Raw genomic sequence first — 14,561 nt, 5'->3', positions numbered from 1 at the left:
TTCGTCTGCAATCAGGAGAACCAATGAAGTACTCGATCCAGCTCTACACGCTCCGGGACCAGATCCAGGCGGACCTTTCCGGCACTATCCGCAAAGTCGCGGAGATCGGCTTCACCCAGGTTGAGCCCTACAACTTCGTGGCGACGGCCAAGGAACTCGGCGCCGCCCTGAAGGAAAACGGCCTCACCGCCCCATCCGGACACGCTCCGCTCCTCAGCCAGGACCAGGACGAAATCTTCGCGGCAGCGAAAGAGCTGGGCATCACCACCGTCATCGACCCCTTTATCCCGGCCGAACGCTGGCAGTCCGCCGAAGACATCCAGGCCACCGCCACCGGCCTCAATGCCGCAGCCAGGAAGGGCGTCGGATACGGCATCCGCGTGGGTTATCACAACCACCAGTGGGAACTTGAATCAACCATCGAGGGCCGTACTGCGTTGGAGTACTTCGCGGACCTCCTGGACCCAGAACTGGTCCTCGAAGTGGACACCTACTGGGTTGCCGTGGGTGGCCAAGACCCGGTGGCGGTGCTGGAGCGCCTGGGTGACCGGGTGAAATTCATCCACATCAAGGATGGACCACTCAACACCGACACTAAGGCGCAGCAGCCGGCGGGTCAGGGCAAGGTCGCCGTGCTGGCCGTCATCGCCGCCGCAAAATCCCTGGAAGTGGGCGTGGTGGAGTTCGACGACTATGCAGGCGACATCTTCGAAGGCATCGCCGAGAGCCTCGCCTACCTCAATGCCGCACAGGCAACCGGCCCGGCTGGAGCACGCGCATGAGCCACGCAGCATCGACCCGCCGCGGCCCGGTGGGCGTCGCCGTCATCGGCGCAGGCAACATCTCCAAGGCATACCTGGACAACCTCACCGTCTTCCCCGACCTCAAAGTCCACGTGATCGCAGACCTCTTTGAGGAAGCCGCCGAAGCCCGTGCCAAGGAATACGGCATCGCGGAGTGGGGCGGCGTGGACGCGGCACTGAACCATCCCGACGTCGAAATCATCGTGAACCTGACCATCCCGGCGGCGCATGTGGAAGTGGCCACGGCCGCCGTCAATGCCGGCAAGCATGTCTGGACCGAGAAGCCTTTCTCCCTGGACCGCCCGTCCGGGCTCGGCCTGCTCAAAACCGCCGATGCCGCCGAAATCCGCCTCGGCTGCGCCCCGGACACCTTCCTCGGCGCCGGCCTCCAGACCGCCCGCCGGCTGATCGAACGCGGCGACATCGGCACCCCGCTGACGGCCATGACCACATTCCAGACCCCCGGTCCGGAATCCTGGCACCCAAACCCGGCCTTCCTGTTCCAGACCGGAGCCGGGCCGCTCTTCGACATGGGCCCGTACTACCTCACCACGCTGGTCCAGACGTTCGGCTCCGTCCGCAAGGTGGCCGCCGTCGGATCCAAGTCCAGGAAGGTCCGCGTCATCGGCTCCGGGCCCAAGGCCGGCGAGGAATTCACCGTCGATGTGCCCACCCATGTGTCCGCCATGGCCCAGTTCGAAAGCGGCGCATCATCCCATAGCGTCTTCTCCTTCGAGTCCCCCCGCGTGCGGATGGGCTTCGTGGAGATCACCGGCACAGAGGCCACCCTGTCGCTGCCGGACCCCAACAATTTCGACGGCGACATCCGGCTTTGGCGCGCAGGGGACGAGGACTGGACTACCGTCCCGGCGACTGGACCCGCCAACGGCCGCGGCATGGGCGTCCTGGACATGGCACGCTCCATCCGCGCCGGGGTGCCGCACCGCGCCACCGGCGACCTGGCCTACCACGTCCTGGATTCCATGGTCTCAATCACCGAATCCATGGAATCCGGAACTTTCGTGGATGTCGAAAGCTCTGCTCCGGCATCCCCAGCCCTCCCTGAGGACTGGGCGCCGGAAGTCGCTACCCTCTAGGAACCCCACCATGACCTCACACGAATCAGCGATAAATCCGCGCCCGGAACTCAAAAAACTGGGTGTGGCGATGATCGGTTATGCGTTCATGGGTAAAGCCCACTCGAACGCGTGGCGGAACGTCGCCAGCTACTTCGATGTCCCGGCGTTTGAGCAGAAGGTCCTGGTGGGCCGGGATGCCGCCGAAGTTGCCGCGGCCGCCGGGAAGTACGGCTGGACTGAAACGTCCACAGACTGGCGGACGGTCATCGAACGCGATGACATCGACATCGTTGACATTTGCGCCCCGGGCTGGCTGCACGCCGAAATCGCGATCGCCGCGCTTGAGGCCGGCAAGCATGTTCTGGTGGAGAAGCCGCTCGCCAACACCCTTGCCGAGGCTGAGTCCATGGCGGCGGCCGCCGAGGCAGCCCGGGCCCAGGGTGTGCAGTCGATGATCGGCTTCAATTACCGGCGGGTGCCCGCGTTGGCCCTGGCGAAGGAATTCATCGCAGAAGGCCGGATAGGTACCGTCCGGCACGTCCGTGCCGCGTATCTGCAGGACTGGCTCTCTGACGCCGAAGCACCCATGACGTGGCGGCTCAAAAGGGAGACCGCGGGCTCGGGGGCGCTCGGGGACATCGCCTCCCACGCGATCGACCAGGTGCTGTTCCTGCTCGGGGACCACGTCACCGAAGTGTCTGGCCGGACGCACACGTTCACTACGCAGCGTCCCGGAGCTGCCGGACTGGAGGAAGTAACGGTCGATGACGCCGCTTGGGCAACGCTGTCCCTCTCCTCCGGAGCAATCGCCTCCGTGGAGGTCTCCCGGGTGGCCACCGGCCAGAAGAACTCCCTCAAGCTGGAAATCTACGGCGACGAAGGCGCCATCCTTTTCGATCTGGAGAACCTCAACGAACTGGGATTCCTGGACGCCACCGTGCCTGCCCGCGAGCAGGGCTTCCGCCGGATCCTGGTCAGCGAGCCCGAGCACCCGTACCTTGAAGCGTGGTGGCCGCAGGGCCACATCATCGGCTGGGAGCACACGTTCACCCACGAAATCCGCGACTTCCTGACCGCCATCAGCACCGGAACCCCGCCCTCGCCGTCGTTCGAGGACGGCCTCACCGTCCAGCGGATCCTGAACGCCATTGAAGAGTCCGCCGCCGCAAAAAGTTCCATCATCCAACTGGCCGGCGCCCCGGCCGGCACGCCGACAGCCCTGACCGCTGCTTCTGAAGGAGCCTGACATGCCCCGCCCGTACACCCTGTTCACCGGTCAGTGGGCCGACCTGCCCTTCGAGGAAGTCGCGCACCTCGCCTCCGGCTGGGGCTACGACGGCCTGGAAATCGCCGTTTCCGGCGACCACCTGGACGCCTGGCGCTGGGACGAACCCGGGTACGTCGAGTCCAAGCTCGCCGTCCTGGCCAAGTACAACCTCAAGGTCTGGGCCATCTCCAACCACCTCAAGGGCCAGGCCGTGTGCGATGACCCCATCGACTTCCGCCACGAAGCGATCGTGGGCGCGAAGGTCTGGGGCGACGGCGATCCCGAGGGCGTCCGCCAACGCGCCGCCGAGGAAATGAAGCACACGGCCCGGCTCGCCAAGGCACTCGGCGTGGACACCGTCGTCGGCTTCACCGGCTCCTCCATCTGGCAGTACGTCGCCATGTTCCCGCCGGTCCCCGCCGCCGTGATCCAGGCCGGCTACCAGGACTTCGCGGACCGTTGGAACCCCATTCTGGACGTTTTCGACGAATGCGGGGTCCGCTTCGCCCACGAAGTCCACCCGTCCGAAATCGCCTACGACTACTGGACCACCGTCCGCACCCTCGAGGCGATCGGCCACCGCGAAGCGTTCGGCCTGAACTGGGACCCGTCGCACTTCATGTGGCAGGGCATCGACCCCGTCTCGTTCATCTGGGACTTCAAGGACCGGATCTACCACGTCGACTGCAAGGACACCAAGCTCCGCCCCACCGGCCGGAACACCGTGATGGGTTCGCACCTGCCGTGGGGCGATCCCCGCCGCGGCTGGGACTTCGTCTCCGCCAGCCGCGGCGACGTCCCGTGGGAATCGTCCTTCCGTGCCCTGGCCGCGATCGGCTATGACGGCCCCATCTCGGTCGAATGGGAAGACGCCGGCATGGACCGCCTCCACGGCGCCCCCGAAGCCCTCGCAGCGCTGAAGAAGTATGACTTCCCGCCGTCGAACACCTCCTTCGACGCCGCGTTCAAGCAGTAAGGTCAGGAGTTTTTGTCCAGATAACAAGAGCAAAAGTGCCTTTTGAGGACGTTATCTGGACAAAAACCCGTAGGAAGCGCACGTAGAATCCCTGCATGACCCACACAATCCGAAAGGCCATACCGGACGACGCCGGCCCGCTCGCCGCACTGGCGGCAGTCACCTTCCCGCTGGCCTGCCCGCCGTCGTCGTCAGCGGAGGACATTGCCGCTCACGTGGCCAACACGCTCAGCGAACGGCACTTCCGGGAGTACATGGCGGATTCTGATGTCACAATCCTGGTCATCGACGCCGACGGCGCGCTCCGCGGCTACAGCCTGCTCGTCAACCGGCCGGCGGAGGACGCGGATGTGGCATTTTCGTTGAAAGTCCTGCCCTCCATGGAGCTCAGCAAATGCTACGTCCATCCGGACCACCATGGGCTCGGCGCCGCGGCCGAGCTGATGCACGCCAGCCTGCAGGCAGCCACGGCTGCCGGCACGGCCGGAATCTGGCTGGGCGTAAACAGTCAGAATGCCAGGGCCATCCGTTTCTACGAGAAGTCCGGCTTCCGCAAGGTGGGGAGCAAATCCTTCCGGCTGGGGACCACTGTGGAGCACGATTTCGTGATGGAACGCGCCGTGCCCTAAGCGTCCACCGGGAAACCTGCCGCTAGTCGCCGGCCCGTCCGCCCAGGCGTTCGTCGAGGGGCGGACGCGCTTCCTTCAGCAGCTTCAGCCGCGCTGGGAGGCCGTCGATGCGGCCCTCCCTCCCGCGCGCGCTGATGGCCACACGCGAAGTCCCCAGCAGGACGTTCTCGGCCTTGAAGTCCCCGATTTTCTCCGGGAGGATCGGTGCCAGATGGACCACGTTGCGCGTGAAGTCCGGGTCGAAGCGCAGCATGATCCGGGCAAGTTGAATGGGAGCTGCAGCGGCCCAGGCTTGGGGCGAGCATGCCGTGGGGTAGGGGACGGGGCCGTGGAATTCGGACCGGTCGAACCCGCAGAACAGCTCCGGCAACCGGCCGTCGAAGTGTTCTGCGGCGTCCAGGATTCCGCTGGCGATCTTCATGGCCTCATCAACAAATCCATAGCGCATCAGCCCTGTGGCCACGATGGCCGTATCGTGCGGCCACACCGATCCGTTGTGATAGCTGACAGGGTTGTAGGCGCCCATGTCCGAAGCCAGCGTGCGGATCCCCCAGCCGCTGAACAGTTCGGGGGACATCAGGCGCTCCGCTACTGACGAGGCCTTTTCCTCGTCAACGATGCCCACCCACAGGCAGTGGCCCATGTTTGAAGTACATGCGTCAACCGGGGTCTTGTCCTTGTCCAGCGCGATCGCGAAGTATCCCCTGTCCGGCAGCCAAAACTTTTCGTTGAAAGCCTCCTTCAGGGCGATTGCCCGATCGGCCCAGTGGTGCTCTGTCTCAGCATCCCCGGCCCAGCGCGCCAGCAGGGATCGTCCCACATAGGCGGCGTAAACGTAACCCTGGACTTCGCAAAGGGCGATGGGAGGCTGAGCTATCCGCCCGTCCGCGAAGTTGATCCCGTCCCAGGAATCCTTCCAACCCTGGTTCACCAGCCCATGCGTGTTCGGACGAAGGTACTCCACAAAACCGTCACCGTCACGGTCCCCGTACTTTTCAATCCACTCCAGGGCCCGGTCTGCGTGCGGCAGAAGAGAATCGATAACTTCGTCCGACAGTCCCCACCGGCTGAGCTCGCCGAGGACACTGACAAACAGGGGGGTGGCATCTGCGGTGCCGTAATATGCGGTCCCGCCCAAAGACAGGCCGGCCGTCACGCCCAGCCGCACCTCGTGCGGGATACGGCCCGGCTGTTCCTCGGAATCGTTATCGACTTTCGTGCCTTGGAGGGCCGCCAGGGTCTGCAGGGTCCCCACCGCCAGCGTCGAGTCCACCAGCAGTGACATATAGGAGGACAGGAGCGAATCGCGGCCAAACAGCGCCATAAACCAAGGTGCACCGGCCGCCACGGCAGCACGGTCAGGATGCTCGGCATCGAAAATCCGCAGTGACCCCAGATCGGACTGGCTGCGCTGCAGGGTTTCCTCAATATTGCGGTCCCCGACAGAGATGCGCGGGACGTTTTCCTCCCACGCCAGGTGCCGCTGCACGCCCGTCCGGTGACGGGGCAGGCCCCCTTCGGTGAAGGGTTCATCCGGGGCCTCACCGCCAATCAGGGGCACCACAATGACGCTGGTGGACCACTTGCCTCTTGCCGGGATATGCGCGTGGAACCTCAGCGCCTCAACGCTGACTTCGGCGCCGGCGGCCCTGATCGCAGAGCCGCGGCGCTGCCCGTTCCGGACGGTCTCGACCAGGAGTTCTGCGCCTTTGATGGTCCGCGTCAGGCTGTCCTCATTGATCGGACGGCCGCCTTTGACATCGAAAAGGTCGGCCTGGTCTGCATCCACCTGCAGTTCGATCTCGCAGTCGACGGCCTCCGCAGAATAGTTTTCCAAAGTGATGTCGTCCTGCAGACCCGGTCCGATGTGGCGTTGCTGACGGACTACGAGCGGGCTGTCGAACCGGCCGTCCGGCCACTTAGCGCGGCCCACGAAGGCGGCCTCGAACGCGTCCGGCCGCTGTGCCACCAGAGGCTCCCGGAGAGCGCCGTTGATGCGCAGGACCCACCGGGACACAATCCGGGTATCTCGATAGAACGCGCCGTTGGTTCCGCCCTCGGGGCTTATGTCTCCGCTGTGGGAGCTGATGCAGAAGGAAGACCCCTCCACCAGGGTCACAGCGCCGGCGCCGCCGACATCGGCTTCCGTGTCGGCATTCCAAGCAGTCATGGATGCGCTCCTTCCTCAGGGCCGCCGGATAAAAATGGGGTCCGGTCCCGGCGCCCGGAAAACTGCTCCGCGTAGTTGATTCTGATCCACGCGGGGATCATCCGGAACCCCTGCCGCCTGGCTCTTTTCCACGAGCTTTGCGTAGAGGTCCAAATGGTTGCCAACCATCCTCTCCGTGCTGAACAGCTTGGCTGCCCGGTCCCTGCAGTGCGATCTGTCCAGCGCTGCGGCGAGGGGAAGGAGGGTGTGCAGCTGATCCGTCGGCGCCAGGTATCCGGTCTTGCCGTGGTCCACAATCTCAGGGGCGGATCCGATTGGAGTTCCCACTACCGGGGTGCCCGTTGAGAGGGCTTCGATCATGACCAGTCCAAACGGTTCGGACCATTGGATGGGATTCAGGAACGCCATCGCTTCGCCCATGAGCCGGTACTTGTCAGTGTCCCCGAGCTCGCCGAGGAAAACCTCGTTGGAGCCCAAGAGCGGTTCAATGACGGAGTGGAAGTACTCCAGCTCTTGCGGTTCACGCATCTTCGCTGCAAGGCGCAGCGGGATTCCTGCCTGGCGCGCGATGCGGATGGCTTCAAGCACGCCCTTGTCCGGGCACATCCTGCCGACAAAGCAGACGTAGCCGCCTGTGCCGGAGCCGACCGGGACGGCAAGGACGTCCATTCCATGATGGATCACGCGGGTGATCGGGACATCCGGCACACGGGAAGCCTGGTCACGTGAGATTCCAATGATGGCTGTGTCGGCAGCCATCGCGCGGTACAAATGGGCCGACGCCGGGATGAGAGGACCGTGAATGGTGGTCACCACGGGTGCGTGCGACCACCTCCGGGCCACCAGCGGCCCGGCCAGGGTGTGGTCATGGATGATGTCCACGTCCCCCAGCCCTTCATAAGCCCTGATGACATGGCTGAGCTCTGAGAGCGAAAAACCCATTTCAGCTGGTTCGGATGGTCTCATCCCCGGCACCAGGGGCGCCGGGCAGGTACTGTCCGACGCTGCGGCCAGCAACACTTCATGCCCTGCCGCGAGGAATCCTCGGGCCAGGGAGTCAACTACCCTCTCGATGCCTCCGTATCCGGCCGGGGGAATCGGAATCCATGGTGCCGCAACAAGTCCTATCCGCATGCTCGCCTCCGGGAGAATTACATGCCACGCCCTCAGACGTGGCGATGAAGTTTATTCAGTGCGGCTTCTGCTTAACCCGTTGTTCCGACTATCGCCCCGCGAGGGGCCCCATTTCAAGCCCCTGTGTGACAGATCCGACACTGCCGGCGGGGAATGGGCGCCTGACCTGCACAGTTATGGCAAGCATGAAGATTGAGATCTGGTCAGACGTCGCGTGTCCGTGGTGCTACATCGGCAAGCGCCGCTTCGAGGCCGCCCTGGCCGAGTTCCCGCACCGCGACGCTGTGGAGGTGAAGTGGCGCAGCTACCAGCTGGACCCAACCCTCCCCGAGCACTATGACGGCACGGAGCTGCAGTACCTGAGCACGCGAAAGGGCATGGCTCCGGCGCAGGTCTCGCAGATGTTTGAGCACGTCACCGAGCAGGCCACTGGCGAAGGCCTGGACTACCGGTTCGACCAGGTGGTGGTGGCCAACAGTTTCACCGCACACCGCCTGATCCACCTCGCGGCCGAGCACGGTCAGCAGGATGTCGCGAAGGAACGCCTGCTGAGCGACCACTTCGAGCACGGCAAGGACATCGGCAACGCCGAATACCTCACGGCTTTAGGCCAGGAGCTGGGCCTCAGCACCTATGCAGTCGCCGAACTCTTCACCACGGACAAATACGCCGACGACGTCCGTTTCGATTTCGAGGAAGCCCGCGCCCTGGGCATCACTGGCGTGCCCTTCTTCGTGATTGACCGCAAGTTCGGCCTTTCCGGTGCCCAGCCGGCCGAAACGTTCACTGCGGCGCTACACCAGGCCTGGCAGGAGACAAACCCCCTGGTTCTGGTCAACTCCGCGAACGGCAACGACGGCGAGGCCTGCGGCCCGGAAGGCTGCGCGGTCTGAACGATCCGGGACTACACCGGGCCTGCCGATCAGTTTACTGACACATCGCGGTAAAGTGTCTGCATGCCCAGGATTTCGGCGGCCAACAACGCCGCACAACGCGCCGAGACTCAACGCCGGGTCCTGACAGCGTTCGGGGAACTCCTGTTCACGCACGGACTGCCCGGACTGACCATGACAGACGTCGCCCGGCATGCCGGGGTGGGGCGCACCGCCGTCTATAACTATTACGCGGACATCGAAGAGCTGCTGATCTCCTACGCCCTGGATGAGACGGAGCGGTTCCTTGCCGAATTGCGTGAGTCACTGAACACTCTCGAGAACCCCGTCGAACGGCTGGCCCTGTACGTGCGCACCCAGGTGGAGGACCTCAGCCGCCGCCACCTCCCGCCCGGACCGGCGATGGCGGCGGTGCTGTCGCCGTCGTCCTTTGCCAAACTGGCCGGCCACGTGGGTGAACTCAGCGTCCTTCTGCAGGGCATCCTCCGGGACGCTATGGCGCAGGGGTACCTGCCGCAAGCGGACATTGGCCAGCAGGCACAGCTCATCCACGGCACGCTCTCCTCCAGCGCCGCACGCGGCAGCAACGAGCCCGCCGACCTTGAGGCCCGGGCCGCCCGCACCGTGCGGTTCATCCAACTGGGCGCCGGAGCAAGGTTCGACCACGACGGCGCACCCCTGCGCGCTAGCCTCCCCTTGACGTAACCCCTGCGTTGCTCTATCACCTCCGGTCGTCATCCGCCTGGTTTAGCAACCAGACGTGATAGAGCAACGGCAGGTCAGGGGCCCGCCGTCGGAATAACCGGCCACTTGGCGTCGTCAGCGATCCGCCGGCTTTCACGCGGGCAGCTAAGCTTCCCCGGCGTCTGGTCCACGCGGTCCACGGCGGCGAGCTCCCGGTAATCGCTGGAAAGAATGATGTCAACGCTGGCGTCCGTCCGGCCATCCTGGAAGTAGTCGGAGCCCGGCAGGTTCCGCTGGACGCTGAAGGCGGCAGACTGCCCGGCAGCCCCGGAAACCACCGCAGCCACGCCGCGGAACCCGGCCTCCGTGTTGGCCACGGCCCCCACCACAAATTTCCGGACCAGCAATTCGTCTGCCACAGAGCGGGCCAACCCGGGACGGCTGGTGGAGTTGTAGACGTTGAGGTTGATTTTCTCGTTGGGGGTGTAGTCAAAGGTGACCCCGGGACAGGTGGCCCGGGACTCATCGCTGCCCGCCGTCGTCGGAAGCTTGAGCTGTCCGTTCATTATGGCCAGCGCAACGATAATGGCGCCGGCAATGAGGCCCAGCAGCAAAACCAGAACCACGCCATGCACCACGCGGCGGCGCAACCGCACCGGATCGTCGTGGTCGCCAGCAGCCTCAAAGGTGGCCCGCAGTTCGGAGCCGGTGACAACATGGTGGCCGTGCAGGACGCTGGCGTCCTTTGGTTTCCTAGCCATCTATGACCAGCACTCGGGCATGGATGGCGGTCCGCTGGTGCAGGGCTGTCCGGACGGCGCGGTGCAGGCCGTCCTCCAGGTACAGGATTCCCTGGTACTGCACCACGTGGGGAAAGAGGTCGCCGAAAAAGGTGGAATCTTCAGCCAGGAGCGCTTCCAGGTCCAGCGTCCGCTTGGTGGTCACCAGTTCGTCCAGACGGACAGGGCGGGGCGGCAGCGATGCCCACTGTTTGGGCGTGTTGAAACCATGATCGGGATACGGGCGTCCCTCGCCCACAGCTTTGAATATCACCATGCCACCCTAGGCAGCTTGGCGCCCCAAGAGAAGTGTCCGGCCCGCAGCATCCCAAGGTTGTAGCCAAACTGTCACATGCCGCGGACGTTGCACCGCCGGCGCAGGATCGGGGCCCTCCGGCTGACACAATGGAGCCATGACTGCACCCGAATTCCCTGCCGCCACCACGCCCGGCGTCCGCCTGCCGTCCACCCCGCCCCTCGCCCTCCTGCTCGACGTCGACGGACCCGTGGCCAGCCCCGTGACCCGCGATGTGAAACCGGACATCATTGCCGATCTTGTGGCCCTGGCTACCGCCGGAATTCCGGTCATTTTCAATACCGGCCGCTCCGATGCGTTCATCCGCGGGCAGATCATGGAGCCGATGATCGCTGCCGGAATGCCCGCCGGGACGGTCATCCACGCAATTTGCGAGAAGGGCGCCGTGTGGTTCAGCTACACCGCTGCCGGGCCCGGCCCCGTCCATGTTGACCGCGACCTTGCCGTGCCCAAGGCTTATGGCGATGACGTCCGCAGGCTCGTGGCTGAGGATTACTCCAAGCACATGTTCTTTGACGAGACCAAACGCGCCATGGTGTCCGTTGAGCAGCACATCGAGGTGCCCTCCACCGATTACCTGGCCGAACAGAAGCTTTTCGACTCCGATGCCATGGAACTGATGGCCCGCCACGGCATGGGCGTGGTCCGCCTGGAGCACCACGCACCGAATTCCGACGACGATGTGGACTACCGCGTCGATCCCACCATCATTTCCACCGATATTGAGTCGGTGCGGCTGGGCAAGGACCTCGGCGCCAGCCGCGCGGTGGAGTTGCTGGCAGCGCGGGGCATCACGCCGCAGGCCTGGCGGACCGTGGGTGATTCCCGCACGGACTACGCGATGGCGGACTGGCTCCACCATAATGACCATTCCGTGAAGCACGTTGATGTCCGCCCGGCGGACGGCGTTCCGGTCAAACCCTATGACGTGTTGACGGCCACCGATCTGGGGCTTGGGGAAGATGTCATTCACGACGACGTCGGCGCAGCTTTCCTGCTCAGCTGGCGGAAGGCAATGGCCAGCTAAGGCCGTTCCCGGCCGGCGGCGCCCGTTTGGGGCCTGCCGTTATGGGGGTCGCGCTATTATTCAGGTACGAACGCCTACCATTTACCCGCGACGGAGACAACCATTACAGAAGCACCTGTCCAGGACGAGATCTACTACGGCAGCCAGGCGTCCGTAGAACCGCGCACCCACTCCGAGGTGACATCTCCGGCCGCTGAGGCGCGGCTCAAACACCGGCCTGACGTGGTCCGACACAAGGGCAGGTATGCCCTGATCAACCACAACCGGACGCCGTACCAGGCCATGGTTGAGGACCTGTTGTTCCTGCGTGGTGTCCTCGCGGGCGAAGGCCTGGACTACCTGCTGGTCCGGGGCAACAACGACCGCCCGGTCATCGCCCTGGACTGGAAGGACCGCAAGAAGCTGCGGGCAGCCTTGGTGGAGGCCTGCCGCAACGAACCAGTCTACTCCATGACCGTGGACGCGAAAAAGAAATCCTCCGTGCTGGTGGCCGACGGGGACCTTTCCCCCAACCGCCAGGCCCGTATCTTCCGCCTCTACCGTCCACGGGTTGAGCCCGACGGCGGTTTCGAGTTCGGTTCCTCCGCCGGCGTCCAGATTGAGCTCTGGAGCTTTGAGGGCGACCAGCTGATCCTCCCGATCGAAAACTCCCTGACCCGCCGCACCATGCAGTCCCAGGACGCTGTCCGCGGGACGGTTGAACGGTACGGGCACACCTGGCCCACCATCGAGAACATGTTCGCAGATCACGCCAGCGACATCAGCTTCGACATCGATCTGGTCTTCTCATGGGTGGACGGCAGCTCGCCCGACTACATCGCGGCCCGCCGCGCCCAGCAGAAGGGTGTGGTTCTCGGCGAAGGCGACGACAACGAAGCCCGCTTCCGGCAGATCAACGAACTAAAATACGCCCTGCGCTCGGTATACATGTTCGCGCCTTGGATCCGCCGCATCTTTATCGCCACGGACTCCCCCGCCCCGGAGTGGCTCGCCGACCACCCGTCAGTGACAATCGTCCGCAGCGAGGAATTTTTCGCCGATCCCACAGTGCTGCCCACGCACAATTCACAGGCCGTTGAATGCCAGCTCCACAACATCGAGGGCCTCTCCGAGCACTTCCTTTACTCGAATGACGACATGTTCTTCGGCCGGCCCGTGGGCCCGGACATATTCTTCACACCGGGTGGCGTCACCAAGTTCATCGAAGCCGAGACCCGGATCGGGCTGGGCGATAACGATGCCGAGCGCAGTGGCTTCGAGAACGCCGCCCGAGTCAACCGCAAGCTGCTCTGGAACCGCTTCGGGCGGATCACCACACGGCACCTCGAGCACACCGCTGCCCCGCTGCGACGCAGCGTTGTGGCCAGGATGGAGCGTGAGTTCCCGGACGAATTCCAGAAGACGGCGGGCAGCAGGTTCCGCGCCGCCGACAACATCTCGGTCACCAATTCCTTCTACCACTACTACGCGCTGCTCACAGGCCGCGCGGTCACCCAAACCGCAGCCAAGGTGCGTTACGTGGACACCACCGCCCGCGCCGGGCTGAACTACCTGCCCAAGCTGCTGGCGAAGCGGAACATGGACTTCTTCTGCCTCAACGACGGCAGCTTCCCCGAGGTCCCGGCGGACGAGCGCGCCGAGATCGTGACCGATTTCCTGGAGAAGTACTACCCCATCAAGGCGCCCTGGGAACACTGAGGATGGGTGGACCAACGGCAGGCACGCTGGCGTTAGTCCACCGGCGTTGGGGCTCATGCCCTGCCGCCGATCAGGGCTAGATAGCGTGGTAGGGAAGGGCCACCTTCCTGACGCCTCCTGTTTTCGCGTGGTCAGGGATGCTGACGCCCGCGGCGGCCAGTCGCTCGGCAGTCATTTCCGCGGTGACATGCTCGCCTACTGTGGCCGCGCTGCCCAGCGGAACCACGGAATGGACAATGGTGTGCTCGTAGACGTGCACCAGGTTAAAGGCCTGCCCGCCGTCCCGGCCGCGGGTACCGCCGACGGCGACGTTGAGATCCTGGGTGTAGCACGTTGCCGAGGCGACAGAGACAGGAATCCCCGCAAAGGTGGCGGTGGTCGAGTAGTGCAGATGCCCGGCCAGAATGGTCCGGACGTCGGAGTTGCGGACCACAGAGGCCAGGCTTGCCTGATCCCGCAGTTCCACGAGCACGGCAAGGTCCAGGACCGACGGGACCGGCGGATGGTGGAGCGCCAGGATGGTGCCGTCGGGGGCCGGGGTATCCAGCTGGCGGGTGAGCCACCCCAGCTGTGACGGGCTTAGCTCGCCGTGGTGGTAGCCGGGGACCGAGGTGTCCATGGTGATGATGCGCAGGCCGTTGATGAAGTAGCTTCGATCGACCGGCGCATCGCTCGCCTGCTCGTCCAGCAGCCCGGTCCGGAAGTTGGCGCGGTTGTCGTGGTTGCCCATCGCCCAGATGACTTGGGCGCCCATGTCTTCGCAGGCGGGATCGACGATTGCCCGGAGCTTTGCGTAAGCTTCAGGGTCGCCCCGGTCAGCGAGGTCGCCCGTGAAGATCACGGCCTCGGGCCGGGCACCGGAAGCCCTGACCTCTTCGAAAAGCTGAATGAGCTTTGCTTCGCTGTCGACTGCGCCGTGAAGGGGATCCGGACCTCCCAACAAGTGGGGATCGCTCAGGTGGAGAAGGAAGTGGCGTGGCCGGGGGTGTTCGGCCTCGATGTGCTTCATTGCTGCCTCTGTGGTTGGTGGGAAACGGCGTTTCCCTTCTACCCTTCAGTAACTATTATCCAATCAGACAATTGGCAAACTGTGGGTAAATTATTGC

Annotated in this window: 14 protein-coding genes; 9 read left to right on the top strand and 5 right to left on the bottom strand. The window is 64.5% G+C overall.

Annotated elements, in window-relative coordinates; all coding sequences use genetic code 11:
- Positions 1 to 23 precede the first annotated feature (23 nt).
- The 5 genes from ACQCSV_RS03785 (at position 24) to ACQCSV_RS03765 (ending at position 4,754) form a co-directional block, all read left to right on the top strand.
- The gene (locus ACQCSV_RS03785) at positions 24 to 782 is read left to right on the top strand and encodes a sugar phosphate isomerase/epimerase family protein (protein WP_426939173.1); all 759 of its coding nucleotides are present in this window, start codon (positions 24 to 26) and stop codon (positions 780 to 782) included.
- A complete protein-coding gene (locus tag ACQCSV_RS03780) occupies positions 779 to 1,900 on the top strand; it encodes a Gfo/Idh/MocA family protein (protein WP_426939172.1) in 1,122 nt (373 codons plus the stop codon). Before ACQCSV_RS03785 ends, ACQCSV_RS03780 begins: the two co-directional genes overlap by 4 nt.
- A 10-nt stretch (positions 1,901 to 1,910) precedes the next feature.
- Entirely contained in the window at positions 1,911 to 3,128 is a 1,218-nt protein-coding gene (locus ACQCSV_RS03775) for a Gfo/Idh/MocA family protein (protein WP_426939171.1), read from the top strand.
- A gap of 1 nt (position 3,129) precedes the next feature.
- Entirely contained in the window at positions 3,130 to 4,125 is a 996-nt protein-coding gene (locus tag ACQCSV_RS03770) for a sugar phosphate isomerase/epimerase family protein (protein WP_426939170.1), read from the top strand.
- A 95-nt stretch (positions 4,126 to 4,220) separates the two neighbouring features.
- Positions 4,221 to 4,754 (top strand): GNAT family N-acetyltransferase, encoded by a 534-nt coding sequence (locus ACQCSV_RS03765; RefSeq protein ID WP_354154737.1) that lies wholly within the window; start codon positions 4,221 to 4,223, stop codon positions 4,752 to 4,754.
- A 22-nt stretch (positions 4,755 to 4,776) separates the two neighbouring features.
- On the opposite strand, the gene ACQCSV_RS03760 is transcribed toward ACQCSV_RS03765, so the two are convergent.
- The gene (locus tag ACQCSV_RS03760) at positions 4,777 to 6,924 is read right to left on the bottom strand and encodes a glycogen debranching N-terminal domain-containing protein (RefSeq protein ID WP_426939169.1); all 2,148 of its coding nucleotides are present in this window, start codon (positions 6,922 to 6,924) and stop codon (positions 4,777 to 4,779) included.
- A 15-nt stretch (positions 6,925 to 6,939) separates the two neighbouring features.
- Positions 6,940 to 8,058 (bottom strand): glycosyltransferase family 4 protein, encoded by a 1,119-nt coding sequence (locus tag ACQCSV_RS03755; RefSeq protein ID WP_354223673.1) that lies wholly within the window; start codon positions 8,056 to 8,058, stop codon positions 6,940 to 6,942.
- 185 nt (positions 8,059 to 8,243) lie between these two features.
- On the opposite strand from ACQCSV_RS03755, the gene ACQCSV_RS03750 reads away from it, so the two are divergent.
- On the top strand, positions 8,244 to 8,951 hold the full coding sequence (locus tag ACQCSV_RS03750; RefSeq protein WP_426939168.1) for a DsbA family oxidoreductase: 708 nt from the start codon (positions 8,244 to 8,246) through the stop codon (positions 8,949 to 8,951).
- A 63-nt stretch (positions 8,952 to 9,014) separates the two neighbouring features.
- Entirely contained in the window at positions 9,015 to 9,656 is a 642-nt protein-coding gene (locus ACQCSV_RS03745) for a TetR/AcrR family transcriptional regulator (protein ID WP_354223677.1), read from the top strand.
- A gap of 74 nt (positions 9,657 to 9,730) precedes the next feature.
- Here the strand turns inward: ACQCSV_RS03745 and ACQCSV_RS03740 are convergent, their stop codons facing one another.
- Positions 9,731 to 10,396, bottom strand: coding sequence for a LytR C-terminal domain-containing protein (locus ACQCSV_RS03740; protein ID WP_354154744.1), 666 nt, complete (start codon positions 10,394 to 10,396; stop codon positions 9,731 to 9,733).
- Positions 10,389 to 10,688 carry a type II toxin-antitoxin system VapB family antitoxin gene (locus ACQCSV_RS03735; RefSeq protein WP_181577293.1) on the bottom strand — a complete coding sequence of 100 codons (300 nt, stop codon included), beginning with the start codon at positions 10,686 to 10,688 and terminating at the stop codon, positions 10,389 to 10,391. Before ACQCSV_RS03735 ends, ACQCSV_RS03740 begins: the two co-directional genes overlap by 8 nt.
- A gap of 139 nt (positions 10,689 to 10,827) precedes the next feature.
- On the opposite strand from ACQCSV_RS03735, the gene ACQCSV_RS03730 reads away from it, so the two are divergent.
- A complete protein-coding gene (locus ACQCSV_RS03730; protein WP_426939167.1) occupies positions 10,828 to 11,757 on the top strand; it encodes a hypothetical protein in 930 nt (309 codons plus the stop codon).
- 282 nt (positions 11,758 to 12,039) lie between these two features.
- On the top strand, positions 12,040 to 13,455 hold the full coding sequence (locus ACQCSV_RS03725) for a stealth family protein (protein ID WP_354223715.1): 1,416 nt from the start codon (positions 12,040 to 12,042) through the stop codon (positions 13,453 to 13,455).
- Between the two features lie 76 nt (positions 13,456 to 13,531).
- Here the strand turns inward: ACQCSV_RS03725 and ACQCSV_RS03720 are convergent, their stop codons facing one another.
- Complete coding sequence (locus ACQCSV_RS03720) at positions 13,532 to 14,464, bottom strand: phosphodiesterase (protein ID WP_354154747.1); 933 nt, start codon at positions 14,462 to 14,464, stop codon at positions 13,532 to 13,534.
- Positions 14,465 to 14,561: the final 97 nt, after the last annotated feature.

The sequence above is a fragment of the Pseudarthrobacter sp. S3 genome, from assembly GCF_050156905.1.
In the GTDB taxonomy this organism is placed as follows: domain Bacteria; phylum Actinomycetota; class Actinomycetes; order Actinomycetales; family Micrococcaceae; genus Arthrobacter.
Note: the sequence above shows the minus strand (reverse complement) of the source record. Positions and strands in the feature narration are given on the sequence as shown.

Excerpts from the sequence above, each read along its gene's own strand:
- ACQCSV_RS03785 (WP_426939173.1), top strand. The coding sequence starts at position 24 with ATGAAGTACTCGATCCAGCTCTACACGCTCCGGGACCAGATCCAGGCG.
- ACQCSV_RS03780 (WP_426939172.1), top strand. The coding sequence starts at position 779 with ATGAGCCACGCAGCATCGACCCGCCGCGGCCCGGTGGGCGTCGCCGTC.
- ACQCSV_RS03775 (WP_426939171.1), top strand. The coding sequence starts at position 1,911 with ATGACCTCACACGAATCAGCGATAAATCCGCGCCCGGAACTCAAAAAA.
- ACQCSV_RS03770 (WP_426939170.1), top strand. The coding sequence starts at position 3,130 with ATGCCCCGCCCGTACACCCTGTTCACCGGTCAGTGGGCCGACCTGCCC.
- ACQCSV_RS03765 (WP_354154737.1), top strand. The coding sequence starts at position 4,221 with ATGACCCACACAATCCGAAAGGCCATACCGGACGACGCCGGCCCGCTC.
- ACQCSV_RS03760 (WP_426939169.1), bottom strand. The coding sequence starts at position 6,924 with ATGACTGCTTGGAATGCCGACACGGAAGCCGATGTCGGCGGCGCCGGC.
- ACQCSV_RS03755 (WP_354223673.1), bottom strand. The coding sequence starts at position 8,058 with ATGCGGATAGGACTTGTTGCGGCACCATGGATTCCGATTCCCCCGGCC.
- ACQCSV_RS03750 (WP_426939168.1), top strand. The coding sequence starts at position 8,244 with ATGAAGATTGAGATCTGGTCAGACGTCGCGTGTCCGTGGTGCTACATC.
- ACQCSV_RS03745 (WP_354223677.1), top strand. The coding sequence starts at position 9,015 with ATGCCCAGGATTTCGGCGGCCAACAACGCCGCACAACGCGCCGAGACT.
- ACQCSV_RS03740 (WP_354154744.1), bottom strand. The coding sequence starts at position 10,396 with ATGGCTAGGAAACCAAAGGACGCCAGCGTCCTGCACGGCCACCATGTT.
- ACQCSV_RS03730 (WP_426939167.1), top strand. The coding sequence starts at position 10,828 with ATGACTGCACCCGAATTCCCTGCCGCCACCACGCCCGGCGTCCGCCTG.
- ACQCSV_RS03725 (WP_354223715.1), top strand. The coding sequence starts at position 12,040 with ATGGTTGAGGACCTGTTGTTCCTGCGTGGTGTCCTCGCGGGCGAAGGC.
- ACQCSV_RS03720 (WP_354154747.1), bottom strand. The coding sequence starts at position 14,464 with ATGAAGCACATCGAGGCCGAACACCCCCGGCCACGCCACTTCCTTCTC.